Source organism: Bremerella cremea, assembly GCF_003335505.1.
Classification (GTDB): Bacteria; Planctomycetota; Planctomycetia; order Pirellulales; family Pirellulaceae; genus Bremerella; species Bremerella cremea_A.
The window spans coordinates 1208632-1235282 of sequence record NZ_QPEX01000010.1 but is presented as its reverse complement, the minus strand read 5'-3'; the positions used below and the strand labels follow the sequence as shown (position 1 = coordinate 1235282).

Annotated in this window: 17 protein-coding genes; 10 read left to right on the top strand and 7 right to left on the bottom strand. The window is 53.3% G+C overall.

Annotated elements, in window-relative coordinates:
* Positions 1 to 31: 31 nt before the first annotated feature.
* Complete coding sequence (locus DTL42_RS06025; protein WP_199590064.1) at positions 32 to 1129, bottom strand: prenyltransferase/squalene oxidase repeat-containing protein; 1098 nt, start codon at positions 1127 to 1129, stop codon at positions 32 to 34.
* Between the two features lie 256 nt (positions 1130 to 1385).
* A complete protein-coding gene (locus DTL42_RS06020; RefSeq protein WP_158545251.1) occupies positions 1386 to 4394 on the bottom strand; it encodes a VWA domain-containing protein in 3009 nt (1002 codons plus the stop codon).
* A 201-nt stretch (positions 4395 to 4595) separates the two neighbouring features.
* Here DTL42_RS06020 and DTL42_RS06015 point away from each other — a divergent pair, with 201 nt between their 5' ends.
* Complete coding sequence (locus DTL42_RS06015) at positions 4596 to 5027, top strand: VOC family protein (protein ID WP_114367745.1); 432 nt, start codon at positions 4596 to 4598, stop codon at positions 5025 to 5027.
* A 38-nt stretch (positions 5028 to 5065) separates the two neighbouring features.
* Here the strand turns inward: DTL42_RS06015 and DTL42_RS06010 are convergent, their stop codons facing one another.
* Positions 5066 to 7000 carry an SLC13 family permease gene (locus DTL42_RS06010; protein ID WP_114367744.1) on the bottom strand — a complete coding sequence of 645 codons (1935 nt, stop codon included), beginning with the start codon at positions 6998 to 7000 and terminating at the stop codon, positions 5066 to 5068.
* A 332-nt stretch (positions 7001 to 7332) separates the two neighbouring features.
* Between DTL42_RS06010 and DTL42_RS06005 the strand changes: the two genes are divergently transcribed.
* Both DTL42_RS06005 and DTL42_RS26520 read left to right on the top strand, forming a co-directional pair.
* The gene (locus tag DTL42_RS06005; protein WP_114367743.1) at positions 7333 to 8238 is read left to right on the top strand and encodes a hypothetical protein; all 906 of its coding nucleotides are present in this window, start codon (positions 7333 to 7335) and stop codon (positions 8236 to 8238) included.
* Between the two features lie 373 nt (positions 8239 to 8611).
* Complete coding sequence (locus tag DTL42_RS26520) at positions 8612 to 12595, top strand: hypothetical protein (RefSeq protein ID WP_114367741.1); 3984 nt, start codon at positions 8612 to 8614, stop codon at positions 12593 to 12595.
* Between the two features lie 100 nt (positions 12596 to 12695).
* Here the strand turns inward: DTL42_RS26520 and tsaD are convergent, their stop codons facing one another.
* The 3 genes from tsaD to DTL42_RS05980 form a co-directional block, all read right to left on the bottom strand.
* Complete coding sequence (tsaD, locus tag DTL42_RS05990; protein ID WP_114367740.1) at positions 12696 to 13718, bottom strand: tRNA (adenosine(37)-N6)-threonylcarbamoyltransferase complex transferase subunit TsaD; 1023 nt, start codon at positions 13716 to 13718, stop codon at positions 12696 to 12698.
* Positions 13719 to 13737: 19 nt separating this feature from the next.
* A complete protein-coding gene (locus DTL42_RS05985) occupies positions 13738 to 15078 on the bottom strand; it encodes a S41 family peptidase (protein ID WP_114367739.1) in 1341 nt (446 codons plus the stop codon).
* Positions 15079 to 15232: 154 nt separating this feature from the next.
* Positions 15233 to 16354, bottom strand: coding sequence for a DUF1207 domain-containing protein (locus tag DTL42_RS05980; protein ID WP_234824085.1), 1122 nt, complete (start codon positions 16352 to 16354; stop codon positions 15233 to 15235).
* A gap of 200 nt (positions 16355 to 16554) precedes the next feature.
* On the opposite strand from DTL42_RS05980, the gene DTL42_RS05975 reads away from it, so the two are divergent.
* The 4 genes from DTL42_RS05975 to DTL42_RS05960 all read left to right on the top strand — a co-directional run bounded on the left by DTL42_RS05975 (position 16555) and on the right by DTL42_RS05960 (position 21029).
* Positions 16555 to 16899, top strand: a complete 345-nt coding sequence (locus tag DTL42_RS05975; RefSeq protein ID WP_114367738.1) for an MTH1187 family thiamine-binding protein — start codon at positions 16555 to 16557, stop codon at positions 16897 to 16899.
* Between the two features lie 15 nt (positions 16900 to 16914).
* On the top strand, positions 16915 to 18123 hold the full coding sequence (gene lhgO / locus DTL42_RS05970) for an L-2-hydroxyglutarate oxidase (RefSeq protein ID WP_114367737.1): 1209 nt from the start codon (positions 16915 to 16917) through the stop codon (positions 18121 to 18123).
* Between the two features lie 73 nt (positions 18124 to 18196).
* Entirely contained in the window at positions 18197 to 19597 is a 1401-nt protein-coding gene (locus DTL42_RS05965; protein ID WP_114367736.1) for an RtcB family protein, read from the top strand.
* 304 nt (positions 19598 to 19901) lie between these two features.
* Positions 19902 to 21029, top strand: coding sequence for a hypothetical protein (locus tag DTL42_RS05960; RefSeq protein ID WP_114367735.1), 1128 nt, complete (start codon positions 19902 to 19904; stop codon positions 21027 to 21029).
* A gap of 32 nt (positions 21030 to 21061) precedes the next feature.
* Here the strand turns inward: DTL42_RS05960 and DTL42_RS05955 are convergent, their stop codons facing one another.
* Positions 21062 to 22537, bottom strand: coding sequence for a sulfatase (locus DTL42_RS05955; protein WP_114367734.1), 1476 nt, complete (start codon positions 22535 to 22537; stop codon positions 21062 to 21064).
* A 249-nt stretch (positions 22538 to 22786) separates the two neighbouring features.
* Here DTL42_RS05955 and DTL42_RS05950 point away from each other — a divergent pair, with 249 nt between their 5' ends.
* From DTL42_RS05950 to DTL42_RS05940, 3 genes are all read left to right on the top strand, one after another.
* Positions 22787 to 24685, top strand: coding sequence for a M20/M25/M40 family metallo-hydrolase (locus tag DTL42_RS05950; RefSeq protein ID WP_114367733.1), 1899 nt, complete (start codon positions 22787 to 22789; stop codon positions 24683 to 24685).
* A gap of 107 nt (positions 24686 to 24792) precedes the next feature.
* Complete coding sequence (locus tag DTL42_RS05945) at positions 24793 to 25674, top strand: alpha/beta hydrolase (protein WP_114367732.1); 882 nt, start codon at positions 24793 to 24795, stop codon at positions 25672 to 25674.
* A gap of 55 nt (positions 25675 to 25729) precedes the next feature.
* Positions 25730 to 26617, top strand: a complete 888-nt coding sequence (locus DTL42_RS05940) for an SMP-30/gluconolactonase/LRE family protein (protein WP_114367731.1) — start codon at positions 25730 to 25732, stop codon at positions 26615 to 26617.
* Positions 26618 to 26651 lie beyond the last annotated feature (34 nt).

Below are 26651 nucleotides of genomic sequence, written 5' to 3'. Positions count from 1 at the left end.
GAGCAATAATGCTGAACTAGCTGCACACAACTTACTTCGCAGGCTGCGTTTGGGTTGGTTTCGTGTCAGCGTCACAATAGGAAAGTGCCATCAACGCGAACGCAGTGGCTAGGTTTTTATCGTTCTCGAACCAACGGCCATTCTCGTTGGCCCACGAGCCGTCCTCGTGCTGGCGTTTGGCGAGTTCGTTGATTAGGTCTTCACGCCAGTTGTGTTTGTTGCCAGCGGCATCCGTCAGTTCGTCAATGCCAGCGGTTCCCAAGCCTGCCGCGAAGGTGTGATAGTAGTAGTACAGCCCGGCGTTGCCCATGCCTGGGTTGGTATCCACGCTGTAGTTTTCGGTCACCCACTGGGTGGCTGCTTTCACACGCGGATCGTCTTTGGTCAAACCGGCATAAATCATGCTTTTCAGACCGGCATAAGTCATCGAACCGTAGCTGCGGATTCCGCCGTTCTCTGTATAACGATCAGGCGAAGTCGAAGGATCGATTTTTTCTCGTGGGATCTCGTAGAAGAAGCCACCGTCGTTTACTTTGTCGGCGAACTGTGTGGTGTTGTATTTGCTGGAAAGGTTCTGACATCGAGAAATAAAGACCAACGCGTTTTGAATTGCTTCGTTATCGGCTTCGCTTCCTGTGTCAAACAACGCCTCGACTAGGTAGGCCGTATTGGAAAGGTCTGGGCGGCCAGCTCCGCTGTAACCAACCCCGCCAAACCAGACGTCGCCTTGCTTCATATTGCCGTCGCCGTATTGCAGCCCTGTGACAAAAGCTCGGGCTTTTTTCAGTAAATCGTTGTAGCGGCCATCGTTGTTGGCCTCTTCAAAGCACAGCATCGCCACGCATGTTTCGTAGTTGCGGAGGCGGCCGTTGCCATAGATTCCGCCGTCTGGCTTAACGAAACCTTCTAAAGCTTTGAGCCCTTTGGCCACCACCGGATCGTCTACCGTTTTGCCGTTGCGTAAGGCGCTTGTTAGTGCCAACGCGGTTAAGCCTGGACCGGCTTGGGCCGTGAACGAACCATCTTCTGCTTGGCCTTTCGTTTCCAGATACTTCAGGCCTTTGCTGACGATCTGGTCGAGCTTCTTCTGAGACTCGTTAGAAATCGGCGACTCCGCAGCAATGCCCAGCGAGCCGAACGTTAGCAACAAACAAGGAGTAAGACCAACAAATAGGCGGCGGGAAATAATCACAACGACCTCTTTTCTCACTAACGAACACATGATCGGAGACGGAGTAGCTTTTGGGTACGCAAAAAACATACCATGGGCTTACAGCGTCGATGGTCAGAAAACAGGCGAGTTTCTACCCGATCTCAAAGGGGCTGGGCCTATCATGTCGCATTGCCTAACAGGTGTGTCAGGCAATGCGACAAGTCATAGCCGGTTAATTGCTGTGATCGTTCTTATCCGACTTCTCGTCGTTTCTGGCTTGACGCTTCGCATGTAAGAGGCGATTGAGGTAGCCTTTGTCTTCCGGCGTGTCGAGTCCTGGTTGCTCGCGTGGAGGGTTGGTTGGGGTTTCCGTGGTCATAATGATTGCTTCATGCACCGGCTCGGTCGAAGTATCGACCGAGCTATTGGCGAACTCATCGTGCCATTGTCGATTCAATGACTGTTTCTGAGCCTTGAGGCGTTCCAGAGCTTGATCTTGGGCTGGCTGTTGGGAAGGTCTTCTTCGTAAGCGATCCCACAAGGTGTGTGCCCAAACAAAGCTCCACAAGACGCGACGATTGGCGATATCCACCAAAAATAAACAGGCCGATCCAACGAGAATCAAGTACCAAATCGGCCGCTGGGTGCTGGCCTTGGCCAGGTCGTGGCGGAACGGTGTTGTGTCGATTGAAGCGAGTTGTTCTGGCGTCATGTCAAGGTTGAAGACCTGACCAGGCTGACCGCCAGGGGGAACCAACGCGGCCATCCGTTGGAGCATCGGTAGATGGTCGCGATGCTCTCGAAACTCTTGCGAGTTCTGCACGTTAATTCCAATGCGTAGTGGTGACTGGCCGGGGTTCGGCGCGATCGCGATAAAGTGAGGGCCTGTCTTTGCCGCTTCGAATTCTCCTTCATACCTACCAGGAGCGACTTGCTTTAGTGATTCGCTGATGATGGCCGATTGCGGTCCCACGCCGTGAAGTTGAGGGGACGAAAAGTTCACGAAATTGCCTTCGTCGTCCAGGGCATTCAACGTCACTTTAACTTTTTGCCCTTGAACCTCGGTGGCGACCAGATAGTTCGTGTTGTTGTCGGTACTTCGCATGCTCCAACGAACCATCTGCAGAAACTGCTTTTCGAAACCATCCCAGCCAGTCCAATCATGGGTCCAGCGTTGACCTGCGTCGCTCGTCCAGCAGACACTTCGTCCGATGCCATATTGCCATGTCGCCAGCAAAGCGTTCGACTGGCCAACTGGTTCTGGTAGCATCAAGGGAATGTCGACCAAGGGGCTGTCTTTGGGGGTCGTCATGACGTACCCCTTAACCGGAAGAAAAGCAGACGGTAGTCCCTTTAAGATCTCGTGATCGCCTGCTAAATAAGGTTGGATGCCGGTTTCCTTTTCAAATATCAATGGGCGGGCGACACGCCGGGCCTCTTGCATAAAGATACGCGGAATCGCTTTCGGAGAGGTCACTTGGTAGTACTTGCCTCGCCCCATCGCGGCAATTTGGTTCAGCAGCCGGACGTCGGCGTCTTGTCCCACGGCGACCGTGCTGACGGTAATCCCGCGAGCGGAAATTTGTTGGGTCAAACGAGCGAAATCAGCCGGCGAGGTTTGCCCATCGGTAAGCACAATCATATGTTTCACCGCTGCCTCGTTGGCTTCCAACTGGCGGAAACCATCTTCCATAGCGGGAAACATATTGGTTCCCCCATCGGCTCCTAAGCGAGAGATCATTTGCAGTACAAATTGGCGGTTCTCGGCTCGTTGTAACGGAACGGCTCGTTGCATTGCCGAATCGAAAGTGGTAACTCCGATGTAGTCACGCGGCCCGAGTGCTCGTAAGGCTTCACGTGCTGCGGCTTTGCTCCAATGGATCTTCTCGCCCGACATCGATCCTGACTTGTCGATAACCAGCATCAACGCACCAACCGGGACAACTTTCGCATCTTTGATCTGGAAATCGAGCGGCATGGCTTCTTCGATCGGGGTATTTGCCCAACCGCCAGCGCCAAAGCTATCGGGCCCGCCTAGCATCATCAGCCCAGCCCCGAGATTGCGCGTGTTATCGGCCAACATCTGCATTTGGGCATCGCTAAACGCGGTGATGCCGTTGGTGTCGCCGGTGCTGCGAGCCACATTGCCCAGAATCACCAAATCGTACGGCTGCAGATCCGATAAACGGGTGAACAACTGATTGCTCGGCTGAACGGTAACTTTCAGGTGATTCCTCTCCAGCATCGCCACTAACTCGGCGAACTCGTTCGGACGGTTCGCGTCCACGATTAAGAGAACCTGACCGCTAGACTCGACATGGGTAAAGCTGCTCGCCTGGTTGTTTTGTGTAAAGCCATCGAGTCCGCGCTTGTCTGGCGTGAAGGCCGCATCATAGGTGTAGAAGCCACCATCGGGCAGTTCGTCTTGAAAGGTGAAGACCCTTGTGCCTGGTTCCAGTTCAATCTGCTGATCGACGACAACCGTTTCGTGACCACCACCGCTGCGGATCACACGGATATTGCCTGGCACCGGCTTCTGGGCAGCTTCTTGGTCCCAATGTTCACCAGGCTTATTCTTTAAGACAACTTGGACATGAAACGGTGTCTTCTCACGGGCCTTAGATGGGGTGGAGATCTTCTCGATCGAGATTTCTCCTTGGGAATACGAGGTTACGGGAACCACGTCGATGCCAATCCCTGACTGGGTGATCGCCGTGGCGGTTTGCATTGCGTTGCCGAGCGTTTCCTGGCCGTCGGTTACGATCACAATGCGTTTGGCGGCATCCATGGGAAAGGCTGCTTGGGCTAGATTCAGGGCAGCTTCCAAGTTGGTTTGTTGCCGGTCAATGTTGGTTTCAAACCGGGAGTGCAGGAAGAGGTCGCCAGGCCAAGGGGGAATCTCGATGGCCGCATCACCACCAAACGTGACCACGCCCACGCGATCATCTGGCGACGGTCTACGAAACGTGTTGGCCGTGGAGCGAACGTAATCGACGACTTCATCAAGACGGTCTGGCGGAATACTCAAAGAGCGATCGATCAGATAGATCACCGTCAAGCGATCGTTCTTCCGCACGAGTTGGACCTCGGCCAGGGCCAGAATAACCAGCAGGCAAAGCAGCGTGCGGAGACCATTGGCGAGTAGCCACCGCCAACGTCCGTTAACGGTTAAGCTTTTCCACGACACGGTCCATAAGATCGGCACGAAAAGCAGTAAGACTAGGAACCAGGGACGTTCCATGGAAAACTCGTAGTCGAACATGCGCGCCTTTCTGTCGATCGCTGGAGAAGGTGGACCTTCGTATTGTAGGCAGTTTTAGGGGAAAAAGAGAATGCTTTGTGTACCGAAAGATTAGCCAACAGGGGTTCGCTGACCCAACTCGCTAAGCTATCGTTAACGGGCTTGCTGCATTTTTCGCACTGAGAATAGGAGTCTTACGTAATGGAGCCTCGAATTAGCCTTGTCACTTTGGGCGTAGAAGACTTGCCCCGCGCGCTCGAATTTTATCGCGATGGACTTGGTTTGCCGACAACATGGACCGGGGACCGTGGTGTTGTTTTCTTTCAAACCAGCGGTACATGCTTGGCGTTATACCCCTTCGATAAACTTGCCGAAGATGTGGGGGAAGCTTGGATTGGACAGCAAAAATCAAAATTTCCTGGAATCACGCTTGCCCACAACGTGCGTGAAAAAGAGGAAGTCGATCAGGTATTAAACCGCGCCCAAGCCGCCGGTGGCGCAATAGAAAAGCCGGGGCAAGACACCTTTTGGGGTGGCTACTCCGGCTATTTTTCAGATCTCGATGGCTACCTCTGGGAAGTCGCCTACGGCGCGTTTGACTTCAACGAAGATGGTAGCCTGAAGATTACTTGACCCTCGAAAACATCTATCCGTTTAGCTATAAAAAAGCGCTAAAACGCCCAGATGCGTGGAATGAGCGTGAGCGCGGTGACAGCGATGAGAACTGCCAGAGGAATGCCTGAGCGGAGATAGTCGCGGGGTGTGTAGCCGCCTGGGCCCATGACCATCAAGTTTGTTTGATAGCCAATCGGCGTGAGAAACGCCATGGAAGCCCCGATGGCGATGGCCATGATAAAAGGACGTGGATTGGTCGCACTTTGTTGGGCAACGGCGACCGCCACCGGTAGCAAGATGGCGGCGACTGCCGTGTTGGTGATGGTCTCAGTAAACAATACCGTCATGATGTAAATCACCACGAGAAGCAGATATGGATTGGTGCCAACCGCCGACACAAGAGCCTCGGCAATCATCTGCGCGGCACCACTTTCCCACAGGGCATTCCCCAGTCCCAGGGCTGCCGCGATGGTAACAATCACTTGAATATCAAGCGAAGCACGGGCTTCGGCGGCAGACAAGCACTGCAGCAAAATCATCAGACTGGCTACCGTCGTGGCGGCAATCGCCGGACTCGCCCAGCCGTTGGTAATCCCAAAGGATGAGAGCAGCGAAGTCAGGCAAAGCCAGATGATCAGGCCGATCATCAATCCACCGGAGAGGAGGGCTCGATCGTGGCGTCGTGGCTCAGAGTTATCGACACTGCTGACCAAGTAGAAGTCGCGATTGTTACGATGCTGAGCGATGAAATCACTTCGAGTTTGCAGCAACAGTGTGTCGCCAACTTCGAGAATGATATTGCCAATCTTGTTTGGTAAGCGTTCGCCATTGCGATGGACAGCCACGACCGCTGCGTTGTAAAGCTGGCGGAAGTTTGCTTTACGCACTGTTGTGCCCACCAGCGGTGACGAGGGGGAGAGAACCACTTCAGTTAAGTGACGCTGGACACGCGATTGAGGATGGAATTCGTAGGTGCGATCGGCCGCTGGAATCAACCCTGGCGTCTTTTCTAGGTCGACAATGGTACTCACCAAACCGGTAAACACCAGGCGATCGCCTGAGCGGATAAAGTCACGTGGGGTCACTGGGGTGATAATATCGCCATCACGATCAATTTCGATCAAGAACAAGCCATGCAAGTTACGCAGGCCAGCGTCTTCGACGGTTCGATCAATCATGGGGCACTCAGGCAAAACTTGCATTTCGACGAGGTATTCGCGCTGTTGATCGCCGAGTTGCACAATAATGTCACGTCGACCAGGCAGAAAACGCTGTCCTAAGAGCAGCATGTAAATACTTCCCACCAAAGCACACGGAACGCCGATATAGCTGATCTCGAAAAAGCCCATCGGTTGCACTTTGGTGAGCAGCGTTTGCCGCTCGGCCAGTTGGCTTTCTAACGCAGGTTTCTCGTCTGCCACGGCACGAGAAATTTGGCCTTCAAGTTGTTGAATCTCTTGTTCGATTTCTGCCACGCTATCGCGTAGCTTTTCGTTAACCACCAAAGTTGTGCTCGTCCCAATCAAGGTGCATACACCACCTAAAATCGTGAGGTAGCTCAAGGGGAGCAAAAGCTTGGAAGGCGATAGGTTGCGTTGGCGGCACCAGTCGATGATTACCGGCATCATCATCGCCACGAGGGCCGTATTAAGAACGAAGGCCGCAGACAGAACGATTGGCCCAGTCAGACGTAACAAAGCGGAACGTTCGTTGGTCGATCGACCTAAGATCTTCGAGCCGACCCAATCGAGTACGCCTGTTTTACGTAAGCCAGCAGAGACAACCAAAAGGGCACTGATCGCAATGACCGCCCGGCTAGAAAAGCCGGCGACTGCCGTGCGTGGGTCAATAATGCCTGTGAGCGTGACGAAACAAAGGGCCAACAGAAAGAGCAGATCAACCGGGACACGGCGAACAAATTGAATGGCCAGGAAAACGCCAATGGTCGTTCCAATGGCGATCCAAGGATGGGCGGCTTGAAGTAAGTCCATAGATTAACGCAATGCAAAAGGGAATCGCTTCGTCGCGATCCTGCGAGAAAAGCTTACCCATTCTCTATCTAGGCCAGTTTTCTGGAAGTAGGGCAGTCGCCTGCTAAGGGTGATTTCGGCTGATAGTTGAGACACACATTGTGAAAAAAGGTGCGGAATGTGACGGCATCTCTTTGGCACAATTTGCCTGTCTTATTCAATGCTACTAATGGGTTCAATTTGAAGTCACCGATAACCTATTCTATCTAAATTGCCCACCAAATACGCGGTACCTGGACTTTCTAGCTTTCCTGGCCGCGTTCTATTGAAAAAACTCTGGGAGGATACAGAGGATGACCGTTCGCAAGACTCTATTGTTGCTACTGGCCTGTACGATTGGCCCTGCCTTCTTTAGTTCTGCTTCCAAAGCTGGCGAGATTCCCTCACGCGATTCCTTGGTTAGCGTGCGAATGAATGCCGACTTCCGTCCGGAGTTGGAGTTCCGAATTGCCGAAGCATTGCAGCGTCCGCCGCTTGAGTGGAGCATTGCCCAGGATCATCGTTTCGCCGAGATCGCTCAGCCAGTTGAAAACGTCGATATAGCCGACGAAATGGTCGCCCGTTGGGACATCCTCTTTGCGAATAACCCTACGCATACCCCAGAAAAGAGGGAGATTCTAGGTTCTCAAATCCAAGCTCTGCGGAAGGCCGGCAGGCAGTTACAAGTCGTTTCCGATGAATTTGTCGCGGCCTGGTTTCAGAGTGCGGCCTACTTTGCCGCACAGGCGCATCCGGCAGACGAAATTTCTTTCGATGATTTGCCACAAGTGCATACAGGGGAAGAGATTGCGATGGAATTGAAGGCGGAACAGGCCCAGTTTCCTCTCGATCCTTATGGCTATGAAGAATACAACGGATACTTCGAGCCTGAAGTTTACGACTGGTTTGTGTTTGTAACCGACGATTTGACTGTGGTTTACGTTCACGAAAACAGCGATATTATGCCTTTGGAAGTCGCTCCCCAGGTCGTTGCTTCGGAAACAAGAGACGAACAAGAAGTGCCAGAATCAGTCAAACGGGCGATTCGCGAGTCGGTTCGGTCGGTTTTTTCTGGAGAAATTGACGTCTTCGGTTTGGCCAAACAAGCCCAAGAGACGAGCCGTTCCGTCACTTTACCGATTTGGAATCGGTACGTGAAGGAAAATCACCTGCTGCGAATCGAGCAAGTTGCCCAACTGAAAGAAATCTTTCGATTCTAGCAAGTCACTCTCTGATAATGACTTATGATTCTGTATTCGAGGGAGCAACTAGCTCCCTCGACCTGTTTATGGCCTGTAGCGTCTACCCTAAAGTGGGTGTATCCGCAGGAAGCACCTGTTTCATCTATTTTCACAAAATGTTAATCCAGCTAAACTTAGCGGGATTCATGGTTTTTTGGTGGCAGCATTTGCAGCCGGGAAATAGAATTAGGGTTCAGACTGGGCCGCAATCCCTGCGCGGTTGCGAGTATTTTGGCTATGGGATCGTTTTTTAAAGCGATCCAGGCAGACAGAATCAGTCTTTTGCGGCCGTTTTGGAACAGAGTCGCAACAAACAACACTTCTCACGATTTCTAATTTTGGAGTTTCGACTATGCCTAAGCGTGAGCACTTCGAGCAGTGTCTCTCGGCATTCTTGGCAATCGGGCTGACCTTTGCGTTGATGGCACCGGCAATGGCGGCGGATGCCACTAAAGTTGCCACCTATCAACAAGCAGCAGGTCCCCGTTACTTCGCGATGAGCGTATCACTGGATGAAAAGCCAGTACCAACGCCTTCGGAAGTCGTGGTGTTGATTGATACCTCCGCGAGCCAAGCAGCTGCGTACCGTCAAGATTCGATCGCCACGGCGAAAGCAATCTTAAAGGCCTTGCCCAGCGATAGCCGTGTTCAGGTTCTTGCTGGCGACCTTTATGCTGTTCACCTGACCAAATCGTTTGTTGCTCCGCAAAGTGAAGAAGCGGAAGCTGCGATTACCGAATTGGCCAAGCGAACACCGCTAGGAGCGACGGACTTGATCGCTTTGGTTGACGAAACGGTTGGCACGTTCTCGAAGAACAGCAAGCTGAATCGTTCAATCATTTACATTGGCGACGGTTGCAGCCGAGCTAACTATCTATCGACCGAGGAATTCTCGGCGTTGGTCGACGAACTTTGCCAAGATAAAGTCGTCTTCAATTCGCTGGCGATTGGGCCAGATCGCGATATTGAAGTCCTGGCCACGCTTGCCAACCACACCGGCGGCATGGTTCAGATCGACAACAACGAAGTAACACCGGAAGAAGCTGGCGTTCGCTTGGCTGCCTTAGCGACCACGCCGGTTGTTTGGCCCGTTTCGGCCAAGTATTCGGCTAACGTCGTCGAAGCATACCCGAAGCATTTCCCGCCACTTCGTGCCGATCGCGATTCGATTGTGATTGGTGTGCTAGAAGCAAATGCCCCAACCGGAACTCCCGTTAGCGTCGAAGTTAAGGGAAGTGGAGACTTCGCTAAGAGCTGGGTTGCTAAACCAGATGAAACTTCGGACGACCACGCCTATCTGCCGCAGCTATTAGAAATTGCCCGGAAGAACGACGGCTTGAATTTGCCGACCGTTGGCTCGGCTGGATTGCGTGAAACGGCCAGCGTTTTGATGGCTTCCGCCGAAGAGTACACCCGTCTTGGGGCTCAGGCGTTAGCGATTGGTGACAAGGAAGGAGCTGCTCGTTTGGCCAAAGCTGCTTTAGAGTTCGATCCGAACCATCCTCGTGCTCAAGCTATCTTGGAAGCATCGAAGAAGCCAGAAGCCGAGGAACCCAAGAAAGAAGAGAAGCCACCGGTTAGACGCGGAGCGGCAGTTCGTCAGATTCCTGTCCACTTTGTTGCTTATCAGGCGGAAGAGAATTCGGACGACGCTAGTGCCCCGTTGAATCTGGGTAGCGATGACGGTGCTTTTCTCCGAGAAACCGACATCAACAAAGTGCGTAACGAACAGGTGATCGTGGCCGAAATCACGGATCGTCTGCGACAAGCTCGCGACGATATGGCGACCGATCCGGCAGGGGTCAGTAACGCCTTGAAGTTGCTTTTAAAGCAACTGGAACGTGTTCCGGATATGAGTGGCGACGTCCGTGGACGTTTACGAAACCAAATCGTGGCTGCTTTGCGTGAATCGCAAGGTTTGACCCGCTTTGTGGAAAGCCGTCGAAACGAGGCCGCCGAACGCGAAGCAATCGCCCGCGAACGCCAGGCACTTACCGAGAAGCTGGTTCGCGACGAAGACCGTGCCCGTGTGATCATGGAGATGTTCGACGCGTTGATGGACGAAGGAAAGTACGTCGAAGCTCGCGAAGCGGCGCTTGACGTTCGCTCGATGGATCCTACGAATCAGGCCGCCGTGGCTGGATATGACAACTCGGAAATCGTGGGGACGTATCGCGAAACGATGGCCCTTCGCGAACAGCGTTATAACCGCTATATCGCGACCATGATGCAAGCCGAAATCTCCAGCGTTCCATTCCCAGATGAACCCCCAATCGTTTATCCGGATGCCGATTTCTGGGAAGAAATTTACTATCGAAAAGAGAAGTACGGTTCGGTGGACTTGGCTTCAACCGGAACGGCCGAACAGAAGATCTTCCAGCAGTTGGATGCGGAAACCAAGATTCAGTTCATCGATACTCCACTGGAAGACGTGGTTAATTATCTGAAGACTTTGCATGGCATTGAAATTCAGATCGACAATCGTGCCTTGGAAGATCTGTCGCTAACCTCTGATATGCCGGTGACCCGTAACATCGAAGGTATTTCGCTTCGCTCGGCGTTGCGTCTGATGCTCAAAGAATTAGATCTGACGTACATCGTTGCTAACGAAGTGCTGATGATTACCACGCAAGAAGAAGCTGACTCTGAATTGATCACCAAGGTGTACCCAGTGGCTGACCTTGTGCTTCCTGTTTCCGCTCGCGTCGGCACCATGGGTGGTGGCGGTATGGGTGGCGGCATGGGCGGCATGGGTGGCGGCGGCATGGGCGGCGGCATGGGTGGTATGGGCGGCGGCATGGGCGGCGGCGGTATGGGCGGCGGTATGTTCGCCGTGGCCGACGAAAAGTCTGTCGCCAAGATCGACGAAGTCGAAGCTGCCCAGCAACCGGCCGCAGAGGAAGCCTCTGCTGCTGATGAAGCAGAGAAGAAGTCGTCGTTTGTTCTGAAGGTCAAAGAGGGGGAAACTCGCCCTGAAGCTTGGGAGCGAGCCTTCGAAACCGAAGAAATGATTCCTCCCGCAGCTGTCCGTTCAGAAGTGCGACGTTGCATGGCAACCAAACGCTACAGCGATGCAGTGAACCTAATTCAGGTCGCGCTTCGCCATGGCCAGATTCAGCCTTGGATGTACGAAGCGATGGGTTTGGCTTTGGAGTTGCAACATGCTCCGAAACCAGAGATTGAGCGAGCTTTAATGAGCGCGATCGACTTTACCAGCGGCCCGAATCACATGTTGATGATCGCTGAGTTGATGTCGCGCATGAGCCTTGATGCTCGGGCCCTGAAAATTTATCAGGACGTTGCTCAGATGGAACCACTGCGACCGGAGCCTTATGCGATGGGCTTGAAGGTTGCTCAGCGATTGGACGATGAAGACGCGATCCGTTGGGCTTGTGTTGGTATTCTCTCGCAGGAATGGCCGAAAGATAGCTCAGGCATCCGTGACGAGGCTTATCGTACAGCGGTTGCTCAGTTGCGGAAAATGGCAGATGAAAAGAAGGTCAACGAAGCCAAGGCTTTCGATGCGAAGATTCGTGAAGCCATGGTCCGTGATGCTATCGTCAAGGTGACTTGGTCTGGGGAATCGGATCTCGATTTGATTGTTGAAGAACCAAGTGGCAGTGTTTGTTCGCAGCATAATCCTCGTACGATTTCTGGGGGCGTATTCCTGGGGGATGCGGCTTCCACTTTAGGAGATGCTGGTACCGAGGGCGCTTACGAGCTTTATGTCGTGCCTAAGGGATTCAAGGGTGACTACAAGATGCTCGTCCGGAAAGTTTGGGGCGACGTTACCGCTGGAAAGATCACAGTAGACGTTTTCACAAACTACGGTACGTCGAACCAGCATCACGAGCGTCAACAACTTGATTTGGGCAAAGATGGCGCCTTCATCACGTTTAATGTGCCTGAAGGACGTCGGACCGAAAGCCTATCTGAACAGCAAGTTAAAGTTGCCGTTGAAACTCAAGTGGCTGTAACCCGGCAGATCGTTGCTCGGAAACTGGCCGATGCGGCTCAGAATTCCTACGCTGCTGAAGAGTATATTACCGCCGTCAACAACAACACGAATGATTTTGTGCGTCGTATGCGTAGTGCGGTGGGGTATCGTCCGCAGATTACATCGTTACCTGAAGGTGCGAACTTCTCGGCATTTGCGGTTGTTTCCGCCGATCGACGATACGTTCGCTTCAATGGTACGCCCTTGTTCTCTGGGATTGGTGATGTGACTTCGTATACCTTTAGCGGGGCCAACACCGGAAACAACGGTACCACCAATAATAACACCGGCGGGCTCGGTGGTTTGGGCGGTGGTGGCAACACCGGCGGTTTATTTTAGAAACTGCTCTGCGACTGTTTGCTGAGTTCGACTATTACGAACTCAGCAAAAGAAAGGCAGCGTTGTTGTATTTCAGCGGCTGCCTGGCAAAGTGAGAAAATTAAGAGCGAATCAAGCCGGGCACGGCGTCGAGCGAAAGATCGTCGACCTGCCCGGCTTTTATTTTTTCTATGGCGATCGCGCCTAGCACGGCATTGTCGGTGCATAGGTGCATGGGAGCAATCATCAGTTCTCCCCCTTCTGCCGCAACGCGTTGCTCCAGGGCTTCTCGGAAGCGTCGATTCGCAGCCACACCCCCACCCACACAAACACGGGAAATGCCCGTCTTCTGCATCGCCAGCATGGTTTTACCAACCAAGCAGTCAACAACCGCCTGTTCAAAACTGGCGGCGATATCCGCCTTGCGTTGGTCGTCAATCACGAGCGACTTAAAATCAACCGCGCCAGGGCCGGCGATTTCGTATCGAACGGCTGTTTTTAGACCACTGAAACTAAAGTCGAGCCGCGACGAGTCGTTCAGAAACGGACGCGGGAAAGCGTATGCCTTCGGATCGCCGTTGAGGGCGCACTTCGACAACGAAGGCCCGCCAGGATAGGGCAAGCCTAGCATCGAGGCCACTTTGTCGAAGGACTCACCGGCGGCGTCGTCGATGGTTCCGCCGAGGGGCTCAAAGTCGAACGGGCTACGGCAATGGTAAATCGTTGAATGGCCACCACTTATGATCAACCCAATGCAGGGAAAGATTGGCTTTTTGAACGCTACTTGGCAGGCATAGATGTGCCCTTGTAAGTGGTTAATGCCAATCAAGGGACGATCCAACAGCCAAGCCAAAGTCTTTGCTGCTGTCACGCCAACCAGAAGCGAGCCCGCCAGGCCAGGCATGTGAGCGACGGCTACGGCATCGATATCCGATAATTCAAGATTGGCTTTGTGGACAGCTTCGTGAATGACCGGCAGACAGCGTTCGAGATGAGCCCGGGCAGCAATCTCTGGAACCACCCCGGCAAACTTCTGATGAAGTTCATCTTGCGATGCAACCACCGACGAGAGAACGTTGAGTTCGTCCGTAATCACGGCTGCGGCGGTTTCGTCGCACGTGGTTTCGAGCGTCAGGATTTTCATGAATGGCCAGAAAGCGAGTTTAGGACGATGAAGTCTCAGACTTCAGGGTTTCCAGAGCCTTGCTGAGAACCGGATCGATTTCGGGCAGTTCTGGTTCTGGAGCAGGGGGGTGTGGAATGATCGTATCCATATCTCGCAAACGACGGTAGGTATGGTAGGTTGCCTTTTGGTCTCGATCCATTTTCAAGGCATAACCTTCGTCTGGCGAGACGCCCCACTTGTCATCTTCGGTGTCCCCCTCGAAGCGATGGATTTTTTCGCCGCTAGGACGCTGATAGCCTGCCGTGGTCAGTTTCAAGGCACTTTTGCCTTCTTCCAGTTCAATGATGTTTTGGACGCTGCCTTTGCCCCAGCTGCGTTCGCCCATGATGGTGGCTCGTTTGTGATCTTGCAAACAGGCGGAAACAATCTCGCTGGCACTGGCGCTATAGTGGTCAATCAGAACGATTAGCGGAAAGTCCGGCAGCGTTCCTTCTTCTTCCGCTGTCCAAACCCTTTTCGGAGAATTACGCCCCTCGGTGCTGACAATCTTCCCTTCTTCGACAAACATATCGCAAATCTCAACGGCTGAAGTCAGCATACCGCCAGGATTCGAGCGTAAATCAAGGATCAGTCCCTTCATGCCCTCATCCAGCAAGTGGGCAACGGCTCGTCGAAGATCTTCCGCCGTGTGGCGGCTGAAAGAGGAAATACGGATGTAGCCGATCTTGTTTTCGTGATCGAGCATGAAATCCCAGTCGCCGTTCTCGTTCCGCTGATCTCCCAAGACGGTTTCGATTTGAACCATTTCGCGACGGACTGTGACGTCGTTGCTTTCGAAGGTACTTGGGTGGTAAATCGTCATCGTGACACTCGATCCCACCGGGCCTTTTAGCTTTTTGACGGCATCGTCTATCGAAATACCGGCTGTCTTTTCCCCCTCGATATGGGTAATCCGGTCGCCAGCGATGATTCCTGCCTCGTAGGCTGGTGTGCCGATCAGCGGACTCGTCACGACCAAGTGCCCGTCGCGGGTAGAGACTTGAATGCCGATTCCGCCAAATTCATTTTCAACACCGGTGCGGAAGCCTTCTAAGTCTTTTGGCGCAATGTAGTTAGAGTATGGGTCGAGCTTCGAGATTACACCGCGAATGGCCGCCTCCATTAGTTCGCGACGGTCGACATCTTTCACATAATTCCGATCGACCTGATCGAGCGTATCGGCAAAGAGTTGGATCAGTTCGACATACTCTTCGTCGACATTGGCGTAAACGTTATCTGGATCGGTGGGGTCTTCGCTTTTGGCGACCTCGGCAGCGGTAAGAGGAGGGGTGATCAAGAGCAGGGACAGAGCGATCAGGCCAGAGAGTTTCCACAGCATGGAGATCGATCCTCACCAATGCGGGTCTACGAAGCTCGCGCTAAAAAATTGATAGCGAGAGAAGAAGGAATGAGGAAATTATAGATTTCCCCAGAAGGTGCGGCAATTAAAAGGTTTTTGATTCCCGCCTGGATCTGGCGTTTCCTACCAAAGCTTAGAAATCGTACCAAATACCAAAACCGATTTGTTGTTCGAAGTTGTCGAAGAAGGAGTTTTGCGTGCTGTCGCCGTTATGGTAGTGCATGCCCATGCGGAAAGTACGTCCCGGGATTTCACCCACCCAGGCCCAGCCGGTTTGAACGACGAAGCTGCCTCCAAAGTTGACTTCTTCTCGCAAGTGGCAGCCAACGGCCAGGAAGGGTTCGCCCCAGAAGCTAGTTTTCCGCGTCGGTGACCACTCAACGCCGAATTGAAATTCCCAGGGATCTGACTCCAAGTGATAGAACGCCCAGCCAACTTCGCCATAAACACGCAGCTTCGGTGTGAAATAGTACGAGTGACCGAAGATCAACAAGTCGTGTGCATAGTTCAAACGAGGATAGGTCGGGTTCTTCAGGAGGAACTCGTCCCCTAAATGCGAACTTAAATGGTAATACCCAAAACGTGAACGGTGGGCTGGGTTGTCGGCATAGCTCCATGTAAGCTGCGTACCAGCGCGGAAATCGACACAGCGGACGTCGACTTCTTCAGGAATATCGAGTCGCACTTGGGCAGAACCTTCGATATCCCACTGCACACCTTCTGCGAGAAAGCCGGTTGCTGACTCACGTCCCCAACGCATCACCCCAAAGCGACCGCCTAACGTTCCGTCAAGCATCCAGTTGTCGTCGGTGATCTTCATAAGGTGAGCTGAAAGTCGCGACTCTTTTACGCCGGCCATATATGATTTGTAAACAGGCCCGGCTGGCAAGAGCGTCCATTCGTAAGGCGTTGTATCAAGAGGATCTGCGATGGGAAGATCATTCGCACGACCGGGGAAGACTCGATGCGAGTATTGCGGTTCAATCCAAGCGGCATCACCGTTGGCATCGATCAACGAAAGCTCGTCACTCATTGCCATTGGTCGCTCTAAAGGACTTTGATAGGCGACGGTGGCGAGTTGTGGTGCTTGCCCCTCCGTGGGAAAATCAAGAATCGGTTGTAATTGTTGCGAGCGATGGGTTGGAAACATGTTCTCCGGATCGGGCCAGCCCGTCTGTACCTGCGCTTGTGCCATCATGGGCAATGCCAGAGACAGTAAAAGGGCGTTCAGAATATTCCGGAGAGTATGTTTCATCGCAAAATTTGTTGTCTTTCGCATAGTCGCTACACGTGTTGTAATCGCGATGCTTTTGGTTATCGGCAATTTCATCACTGATGATGATGGCGAAGTGTAGCGATGTGGTACTCTGCACCCAAGGTCAGTTTCCATCGAAATAGTGTATTAGTAAAGTAAGTTCTCCTCGAACGCCCTTTCAGCGCTGGGCAGAGGTCTTCATGGTTCTGTTAGAATTCAGCATATCTCCTTTAAACAAAGGAGATTCCGTCAGTCAGTACGTTGCTCGCAGTTTGAAAATCATTGCCGCTAGCGGACTCGATTATCGCTTGCACGCTATGGGCACGATTGTCGAAGGTGAAATCAGTGAAGTGCTAGCCGTGCTACAGAAATGCCTGGAAGCGATGGCTGCGGATTGCGACCGCATCACCTGTACGGCCAAGCTGGACTACCGCAAGGGTTACCAAGGGCGTCTCGATTCCAAAGTGAAGAGCGTGCTTGAGAAGGTAGATATACCTTTGAAAACGCTCGTCGAAGGTGGCCCCACTTCCAGCGAAGATCAATAGGAAGGCAGACCTTATATGGATTCGCCGGAGTGCGACGTGGTCGTTGTAGGAGGTGGAATCGTCGGCTTGGCGACTGCTTATCAGATTTCTCGCCGATACCCAGAGCGAGATATTGTCGTTCTCGAAAAAGAAAAAGTGCTCGCTCAGCATCAATCGGGACGTAACTCTGGCGTTTTGCACTCTGGAATTTACTATCGGCCTGGCTCCCTTAAGTCAATCAATTGCCGCGAGGGGCGCCAAGAGATGCTCGACTTCTGTCGAACGCATGACATCCCCCACGAAGTCTGTGGCAAAGTGATCGTCGCTACGGAAGAAAAAGAGTTATCTCGCTTGAACGAATTGTTCGAGCGAGGAGTTCGCAACGGCGTTGCATGCGAGAAACTGGACGCTGATCGGCTCCGCGACTTCGAGCCAAACTGCCACGGTCTCGCCGCTTTGCATGTGCAAGACGCCGGAATCGTTGACTATCGACGCGTGTGCTTTCGCCTCTGCGAATTGCTGCAAGAACGGGGCGGGGTTGTGCAAACTGCTTCGCAGGTCATCCAGGTTGTCGCCAGGGAAGCCGAAATTGTGGTCGAGGCGACTACCGGTTCTTGGCGGACGCAGTTGTTGATCAACTGCGCCGGCTTGCAAAGCGATCGTGTGGCACGGCTGTGTGGTCAGCAACCCGAGGTGAAGATCGTCCCGTTTCGCGGAGAATATTTCGAGCTTGGGGAAGATGCCCAGCATTTGTGCCGCAATTTGATTTACCCGGTGCCTGATCCTGGCTTCCCTTTTCTCGGCGTACACATCACGCGGACGATCCATGGCACCGTTGAATGTGGCCCCAATGCGGTCTTGGCGTTGGCTCGCGAAGGTTATGACAAGTGGCAGATCAATTGGTCCGACGTGTGGGAAACGCTACGTTATCGGGGCGTCCATCGTTTGCTTGCCAAGCACTGGAGTGCAGGACTAGAGGAAGTGCGACGATCGTTTTTTCAGTCTGTATTTCTCAAATCGCTGCAACAGCTGGTGCCCGCAGTGCGTTCTCAAGATCTCGTTCCGGCACCGGCTGGAGTTCGTGCCCAAGCATTGCGGCCTGATGGTACTTTAGCTGATGATTTTGTGATTCAACGCGAAGGGCGGTTCATTCATGTCCTGAATGCTCCTAGTCCTGCAGCGACGTCATCGCTGAATATCGGAGGCACAATCGCGAATCAGCTTAACGATGTTTTGGGAAGTTGACGCGAACCTTTGCACCCGCTGCCGGGACTATGTCGTTCATAGAATGAATGAACGTAAGTGGTAGGAAGAAAGAATGAATCGTCGTCAGTTAACGCAGTTGGGTGTTCCCGCATACGCTTTGAACGAAGCGGTTAAGGCCGTATCGACTTCGGCCACTACGAATAAGCTGCGCGGTGCCGACTTGAAGCGACAAGTCAAGCAGGTCCTGGCGGCTCCAGAACAGTATGTAAAGGATTCGTGCTACGGCGAATTCGCGACTTTATTAGTGGAAGATCCCACGGTCGAACCGCTGCACGAGAACGTCGAGTATCGTACTTGGGGCGAGGATATCGACGCGATGGCCCATGCGCAGATGCGCGAAGCTTGTAAGTTGCCGCACGCTGCCGGCGCAGCAATGATGCCGGACGCACACGTCGGATATGGGCTGCCGATTGGCGGAGTGCTGGGCTTGGAAGGTGCTGTTGTACCGTACGCGGTGGGTGTGGACATTGCTTGTCGGATGAAGTTGAGCGTGTTGGATTTGAAACTCGATTCGTTCGTGTCACGCTTCGACGATTACTGCCGCGCATTGGAAAAAGGAACCCGTTTCGGTGTTGGTTCCGAGCATCAGAAGCCGCAAGCACACGAGGTGATGGACGAGAATTGGAACGTCACCAAAGTTACCCGGCAGTCGAAGGACAAGGCTTGGCGGCAGTTGGGAACTTCCGGTTCAGGAAATCACTTTGTGGAATTCGGTGTGCTGACCATATCCGCCGAGCAAGCAGCCGCTGAAGATTTCGACCTGGCCCCCGGCGAGTACGTGGCCCTTTTAAGCCATAGCGGAAGCCGTGGACCAGGGGCGGCGGTGTGCAATATGTACAGCAACATCGCGCGGACCAAACTGCCCAAGAAGTACGAAGCCCTCAAAAACTTGGCTTGGTTAACGCTCGATAGCGAAGAAGGGCAAGAGTATTGGGAAGCAATGAACTTGATGGGGCGTTTTGCCGCAGCCAACCACGAGGTCATCCATCGCCTGGTGAGCGAACTGATGGGAGCCGAGATTGTGGCTGGGGTTGAAAACCACCATAACTTTGCCTGGAAAGAGACGCATGGTGGACGCGAGATGATCGTACATCGCAAGGGAGCAACGCCCGCTGGGAAGGGGGTGTTGGGAGTGATTCCTGGCTCGATGGGGACGCCTGGTTTCGTGGTGCGGGGCAAGGGAGAAGCGGCCAGCTTCGATTCCGCTTCCCACGGTGCTGGCCGTTGTATGTCGCGGAAAAAGGCGAACGATACATTCCGCATCCAAAACACCCGCCAAGAGTTGAAGGAAAAAGGAGTCCATATCTTGTCGGCCGGTTCGGATGAAGTGCCAGGCGTATATAAGGACATCCACCAGGTGATGCGTGCGCAAAGCGATTTGGTGGAAATTATCGGACAGTTCGACCCAAAGATCGTCAAAATGTGTGGAGACGGAAGCCGAGCAGAGGACTAGCAGGCTACCAATTTTTCTGATCAAAAAGCGACGTAGTCGAGATAGAGGAGGGGGCAACGCGGTCATCTCCTCTGTCTTTCTTCTTGCCCTCTATGCAGCGAAGCGAATCTACGGCAGGGAATGCCCTGGGGATTCGTAGGTGAAATGTCGCTTCAATTTTTCGCTGGGCACGAAGGAATCGAGCGTGTAGCCGAGCGGAGAAATTCCTCAGGCTGCTAGGCTCCTCCCTGCTTTTGCGATAAAAGTAGACTATAGCTACCGTAATTCACGCACGGTTCTGATTAGTCGAAAAAAGAAAGTCTTTGTGGACGAACTCCAAAGTATTCCCGATCTCCTGCATGACGCTTCCTTGCAAGGCCTGCAATGGCAATCGCAAGATCGTACGCTGCGCGTCTTTTTTGATTGCATGCGCAGTGCGGTAGATGATTCGGATGCCGCTGATACTCCGGTTGAACTTAGGCTGGTCAACGTTACCCAGTTCGCGTTTTATTATTCGCCAGCTAGCGATTCCGTACGTCCTTCGGAGATTGATTTTGAGGCACGTTTTGCGAGTCCTGATTTGGCTCCCTGGGATGGCCGTTCGTCCGAAGCTTACTTGTCTCTGAATTCGCAGTTCGCAGAAATCGAGTGGGAAACGGCCGCACATCGTTTGTGGATTTATCGAGCGGAGGAAGAAGCCTCGTCGCTGCTGCAAGTGGCCATTTCTTTGGCTCCGGTGAACTACGGCGACGATGCGATCAAAGAGAGCATCTTTGTCACGTGCGATGCCATCGAGCCGTTATCTGGCGGGAAACCTCTTTCTTTGGAAAAGTGGAACGCCCAGTTCGAGGCTTGGTGGGAAGGTTGGTCTGAGCATTGGGAAGAAAAGTCGGAAGGTGACTTTGATGACGAAAGCGAAGACGACGAGGACGAAGATGACAACCAGTTCAGCTACGAAGATTCCAGCGAAGAGGAACCGAGTGTTTTGGATCCGCTCGACTACGTTCCGCCTGATAAGCCGGCGTTTCAGTTAGCTGAGACGGATGCTCCGGCGGAACTGCTCAAGCCGATTGAAGACTACCATACCGGCATGGTCGTGCGCGATTGGCGGCTAGTTCGCGATGCTTGCCCGCGGCTCGATGACGAAGATGAGCTTTCCGAGGAAGAACTTGCGGAAAGCTATCTTGATGATGGGCGAGGCAGTTGGAGCTACATTCGCCGGGTCGACTCTTGGTGGCAGGAAGGACGCCGGGCCTGCGTGGTGGTTCGGGGGATGGAACACTCCATGCCTGACGAAGATGAGCCGCCTGAGAATCGTGAGACGGTCATCACGTATGGTCTTCGCCAATTTGAGGGACGCTGGATCATTTGGTCTTCCACCCAAGGCTGGCCCGATTTTGGCTCAGCCCCGGAGATTTACGAAGAACCAGAGTGGAAGAAAGAGTGGGAATAACCGTTCGTTGGATGATTTAAGGCAACAAATGGCTAGTCGATTTCGGGGATTGGATCCCCTTCTTTGATTTCCTCTCCTTCCCAAATCGCGATTCCATCGGTGTAGGTTAGAATCCGATGTTGGCTGTTCGGGGCTGGCATCTTGCTTTTTGGGGGAAGGAATTGTGCGAGCTCTTGGATCGTTTCGGCGTAGTTGGGATCTCCTGCCAGGTTTTTCCATTCGTGAGGATCAGCTTGCATATCGTACAACTCTTGCGATCCGTCGGCGTATTGAATGAATCGCCAACGCTCGGTGCGGATGCCGTGGTTGTCATGATTGTGGGTGGTAATCGCGGGCCACTTGCGCTCGGTTTGGGCATCGATAAGTTGCGGCACTAGCGAGTGCCCTTCCAGGTCTTGCGGAGGAGTAATACCGGCCAACTCGCTGAGAGTTGGGTAAATGTCAAGCAGTTCTGCCGGCTGGGTACAACGCTGACCGGCCGTGATCCCAGGTCCAGCGAAGATTAGTGGCACACGTGTCCCGTCGTCCCATAGAGTGTTCTTGCCGGTGATTTCCTTTTCGCCAATATGCCAGCCGTGATCCGACCAAATGACGATCACCGTGTTGTCGGCATAGCCGTTCTCTTTCAGGGCGGCCATAATGCGCCCGATCTGGGCATCGACAAAGCTGGTACATGCCAAATAACTACGTGTTAGGTTCTTCCATTGCTTGGCATCTTGCAGAAACTTCAAGCGAGGTTCGGGCAGTTTCCAGTGCAGATACCAACTAAAGCGAGGTGTATCGGCGCGATCGTTGGGGATGATCTCTGGGACTTGGAGTTCATCTTCCGGGTAAAGATCAAACCATTTTTGCGTGGCGTAGCAAGGTACATGGGGCAGGAAGAAACCGACCGACAAGCAGAAGGGTTCCTGCGGTTTGTTGTTCAACGTATTCACTGCCCAAGAGGCAACTTGGTAGTCTCCTTTGTCTTCATCTTTATGCGGAAAGGTTCCCCAGTCGACCAGCGGATGGGCAGAAGGCGTGTTGACTAGCTTCTGTTTAGGACGCACGCCAACCCCGGCAGGTGGCCCCAGGACTTGGAATTCCTGATCGGTCTTTTTGCGGCCGTAAGGGCCATGATAAATCTTGCCGGTCGAATAGTTCGTGTAGCCGTGCGCATGCAAATGTTGCGGCAAGGTAACGATATCGGACAGTTCCGGCACATCGCGAAACCACGGAGACAGGCCGTAAATGCCGGTCGAGGAAGGTCGTCGTCCGGTCATCAAGCTCGTGCGGGAAGGATTGCACAGCGGCGATTGGCAGTGGGCATTCAAGAAGACCGTGCCGCGGGCCGCAATCTGATCGATATTGGGGGTGATGGCCTGAGGATGCCCCCCCAGGCAGCCGATCCAATCGTTTTGATCGTCGATGGATATGAACAAGATGTTCGGTTTTTGAGCTTCTTCGGCTTGGATCCAAGTTGGCAAACCTAGGAGCAATCCGAAGATCACAAGGAAAGAGCGTTGCATGAGGGCTATCTTTGACGGTGGGAAAATATCGTGAGACAGAAAAGGGGTACCACGATTCTAACCGATTCCAGTCGCGCGATCGAGCTTTCTCTGGTTGAGCAGGGCTGATTCAGGCCATTTATGGAATTCCACGCAGGCCCTGGGTGTCTGGGGGGGATCAACCGCGTATTATGGAAGAACGGCGATTGATCTTATCCTCTGTGCCTCGCTGCCGTCTTGTTGCGGCCTCTTTCTTAAAGGAGAGAATCCTTGAAGTCGTTCTCCTCGTTTCTGTCGTTCTTCGTCTTTCTCTTTTTGTCCAGCCATGCAACTTGGCCTCTTCCGCTACTGGCTGACGAGCCAATGGACGCCGCCCAAGAGGAAGAAGATGCCGCGAGTAACACGCAAATCGAATCTCGCCTGGCAGAGGATCTCAATTATTTAGCCGCAGATGAACGGGAAGGACGTGGCCCTTACACGCAAGGGCAGAAGGAAGCGGCCGATTTCATTGCGCAACAATTTGCTGAGGCAGGACTCAAGACGAAGCTGATCGAGAGAGGCCCTTTTCAGGTGTTCGCCAAACGCGAGTTCTTAGAACTAGGAGAGCAAAATCAGCTTACCTTCGCTGAGACAGATAACAATGTCAACGAAGTTCCGGCCAGCGACTATCAGCCGCTTTCGCCTAGCACTGGGGGCAAGTTCGATTTGCCGCTGGCGATGGCTGGCTACGGAATCACTTCCTCGCGGGACGACTACGACGACTACGCCAACTTCGATGCTACCGGCAAGGCTGTCATTGTTTTAAGGCACGAGCCTGATCAGTCTGGTAAGACGGGGAAGTTTGCCGGCGATAAGAACTCTAACCACGCCGCCCTGGCCACCAAAATCGAAAACGCTGTTCAGCATGGTGCCGCGGCCGTTTTTATCGTGACCGATGACGTGACGTTGAGCAAAGAGCGTGGCCGAGATGAATTGTTTGATTTTCAAATTCGCATGCCGAAGAATTTCAAGCCGAAGGTCCCGGTCATTCACGTTAAACGTGCCGTGATCGACGCGTTGCTGAAACAAGCCGGCCAAAGCTCGCTGGCGGAATGGGAGGCGAACGTCGATGAAACTTGGAAACCGAACTCGTTTGACCTGGAAGGGGTTCGCGCACAAGGGGAAGTCGAGATCGTGGCTTCGGAACGCGTCCAAAAGAACGTGTTGGGCCTGCTGCCAGGTAAGGGAGAACTCGCCTCAGAAGTCGTCGTCGTTGGGGCTCACTACGATCATATCGGACGTGGTGGTTCGGGTTCGCTGGCGCCATGGACGCGAGATATTCATAACGGCGCGGACGATAACGCTTCGGGAACGGTTGCCTTGTTAGAAACGGCCCGACGCTGTGCTGCTTGGAATATCGCCAATCGCCGTACCTTCCTGTTTATTGCGTTCGGCGGGGAAGAGCAGGGGCTTATCGGCAGCGAGTACTACGTTCGACATCCGCTGTACGATATGGAGAAGACCGTGGCCATGCTCAATTACGACATGGTCGGCCGCCTACGAAAAGAACGCCTGACGGTGTACGGGTACAACACCGCGAAGGAGTTCGAGGCTTGGTTGGACGAAGCTGCCAAGGAGCAAGGACTAGAGCTTAATAAAATCAGCGGGGGCTACGGACCAAGCGACCACGCTTCGTTCTATGGTCGCGGTGTTCCGGTGATGCATGACTTCACTGGGTTCCATTCGCAGTATCATCGTCCGAGTGATGATATCGAGTACATCAATGTGCCTGGAATTCGTAAAGTCGTGGATATGAATATGGCCATCCTCAAGCACTTGGCGACCGAAAAGATAACCCCGGTGCCGGAAGCGGGAGGGTCGCTGCTCGATCTTTATTTTGGCGATGGCTCGGCGGATGAAGAAGATTTACCGAAGCGGCGTCTGTTGGGCGTTGCTCTGGGGGATTTCAACGAGAGCGGCATCCCCATTCAAGCGGTTGGCCAGGAAACCGTCGCCCAGAAAGCGGGCCTGCAGCCAGGCGATCTCTTGCTGAGTTGGAAAGGAAAGCCGATTCAATCGCTGCAAGATCTCCGTCAAGCGGTCGACGCTGCCCAGCCTGGCGAGAAAATCCCGGTGCGGATCTTGCGAGACGAGAAAGAACTGGAATTGGATGTCGAGTTCGCCCAATAATTCCATGCTTGAGCGAGACCCCGGAACCGATTAGGCTGAGCGAATCACACCTACTTTTGCTTTTCTGCCAATAGCCTTCCCCCCAGCCTGCGAAAGTGAGCCATTTTATGCTCCGAGTTTTTGCTGCCCTGACGCTCTGCTGTTGTCTGCTTTCTTCTGTTGCCGTGGCCCAAGACGAGCAATACGCGCCTGGCCCGGATGCGGCACGGAAAGATGGCGTTCCGCAAGGTACCGTTACCAAGCATGTGTGGGATCAAAGCGAAATCTACCCTGGCACGGTGCGAGATTATTGGGTTTACGTACCGCAGCAGTACAAGAAAGGTGAGCCTGCTTGCTTGATGGTGTTTCAAGATGGTGCCGGGTTTGTGAACGAAAAGGGGCACACCCGTGTTCCGATCGTCTTCGACAACTTGATTCACGCCGGCGAAATGCCCGTGACCATTGGGGTGTTCATTCAGCCAGGCGAAGTTCCCGCAACGAAACCAGGACAAAACCCGCGCAAGAATCGCAGCTACGAATACGATACCCTGAGTGATCAGTACGTTCGTTTTCTGCTGGATGAAATCTTGGCTGACGTCGGCAAGCAGTACGATATCAGCAGCGATCCGCAGCATCGTGCCATTTGCGGTAATAGCTCAGGCGGCATCTGTGCTTTCACGGCAGCTTGGGAACGTCCCGATTCTTTTGGCAAAGTGGTGAGCCACATCGGCAGCTTTACGAACATTCGCGGCGGGAATGTCTACCCGGCGTTGATTCGCAAAACCGAACGCAAGCCGATCAAAGTGTTTTTGCAAGACGGCAAGAACGACCTCGACAATCTGCACGGCAACTGGCCCCTGGCCAATCAGCAGATGGCCGCCGCGCTTAAATTCTCGGACTATGATTACAAGTTCGTTTACGGCGAAGGAAAGCATAGCGGACGCCACGGAGGAGCAATCTTCCCCGATACGATGCGTTGGCTGTGGAGCGACGTAGTGAGCCAGAACTAGCCTCGCTTTAGCTGGACTGCTTTCCTCTTTTTCGCTTTTTATCGGATGTGGTTGTATGCGTTTGCTTATCGCTGCTGTGTTGTGTTGTTTGCCCTGCGTTGCGTTTGCCCAAGATATGCCGCTTAGCGATGTTCTGATCGACGGGCAAGGTTGGGAATTGGTTGCCGATGGGTACAAGTTTACGGACGGACCTGCTGTCGATGCCGAGGGTAACATCTATTTCACCGATGTCCCCGGGCAACTCGTGCTGAAGATTGACCATGCCACCAAGCAGCTTTCTACCTTTTCGGAAGGGCAGGGAGGAACCAGCGGGTTGATGTTTGGCCCCGATGGTCGTTTGTATGGCAGTCAATACTTCAATCGCCGAATCGTGGCCTTCGATGCTAAGGGAAACGTGGAAGTCATTGCCGATGATCTCGGGGCGAATGATCTGGTTGTTGCCAGCAACGGCAATATCTATTGCACCGACACACCAGGGCATCAGGTTTGGCTCGTACGCCCCAATGGGGAGAAACAGGTGGTTGCCCAAGATATCGCAGCTCCGAACGGAATCATCTTATGGCCCAAAGAAGGAACGCTGGTGGTCTCGGACTCGGCAGGGAAGAATTTGATTGCCTACCGCGTGGAAGAAGACGGAACGCTTAGCTACGGTGCCCCTGTTTACGCTTGTCGTGTGCGACACAAGGACGCCCCTAGCAAGGGCGACGGCATGACGGTCGACTCGGCAGGACGCTTGTATGTTGCCACTGATTTAGGACTGCAAATGTTTGATTCCACGGCACGGATTAGTGGCGTGTTCAGCAAGCCCAGTGGTGACTTCGTGGCCAATGTTGTCTTTGCTGGGCCGAAGCTCGATACGTTGTACGTGACAAGTGGTGGGGGAATTTATCGCCGACTGACCCAAGCGACCGGGCTGCGGTATGGTAAAGTAGACGATCAGTAACGTTTCCTTCGCTCCTTGCCAGCCGTTTTAAGCC

What these genes read in the sequence shown, in the direction of transcription:
- DTL42_RS06020 (WP_158545251.1), bottom strand. Translation starts at nt 4,394, where the DNA reads ATGGAACGTCCCTGGTTCCTAGTCTTACTGCTTTTCGTGCCGATCTTA.
- DTL42_RS06015 (WP_114367745.1), top strand. Translation starts at nt 4,596, where the DNA reads ATGGAGCCTCGAATTAGCCTTGTCACTTTGGGCGTAGAAGACTTGCCC.
- DTL42_RS06010 (WP_114367744.1), bottom strand. Translation starts at nt 7,000, where the DNA reads ATGGACTTACTTCAAGCCGCCCATCCTTGGATCGCCATTGGAACGACC.
- DTL42_RS06005 (WP_114367743.1), top strand. Translation starts at nt 7,333, where the DNA reads ATGACCGTTCGCAAGACTCTATTGTTGCTACTGGCCTGTACGATTGGC.
- DTL42_RS26520 (WP_114367741.1), top strand. Translation starts at nt 8,612, where the DNA reads ATGCCTAAGCGTGAGCACTTCGAGCAGTGTCTCTCGGCATTCTTGGCA.
- tsaD (WP_114367740.1), bottom strand. Translation starts at nt 13,718, where the DNA reads ATGAAAATCCTGACGCTCGAAACCACGTGCGACGAAACCGCCGCAGCC.
- DTL42_RS05985 (WP_114367739.1), bottom strand. Translation starts at nt 15,078, where the DNA reads ATGCTGTGGAAACTCTCTGGCCTGATCGCTCTGTCCCTGCTCTTGATC.
- DTL42_RS05980 (WP_234824085.1), bottom strand. Translation starts at nt 16,354, where the DNA reads ATGAAACATACTCTCCGGAATATTCTGAACGCCCTTTTACTGTCTCTG.
- DTL42_RS05975 (WP_114367738.1), top strand. Translation starts at nt 16,555, where the DNA reads ATGGTTCTGTTAGAATTCAGCATATCTCCTTTAAACAAAGGAGATTCC.
- lhgO (WP_114367737.1), top strand. Translation starts at nt 16,915, where the DNA reads ATGGATTCGCCGGAGTGCGACGTGGTCGTTGTAGGAGGTGGAATCGTC.
- DTL42_RS05965 (WP_114367736.1), top strand. Translation starts at nt 18,197, where the DNA reads ATGAATCGTCGTCAGTTAACGCAGTTGGGTGTTCCCGCATACGCTTTG.
- DTL42_RS05955 (WP_114367734.1), bottom strand. Translation starts at nt 22,537, where the DNA reads ATGCAACGCTCTTTCCTTGTGATCTTCGGATTGCTCCTAGGTTTGCCA.
- DTL42_RS05945 (WP_114367732.1), top strand. Translation starts at nt 24,793, where the DNA reads ATGCTCCGAGTTTTTGCTGCCCTGACGCTCTGCTGTTGTCTGCTTTCT.
- DTL42_RS05940 (WP_114367731.1), top strand. Translation starts at nt 25,730, where the DNA reads ATGCGTTTGCTTATCGCTGCTGTGTTGTGTTGTTTGCCCTGCGTTGCG.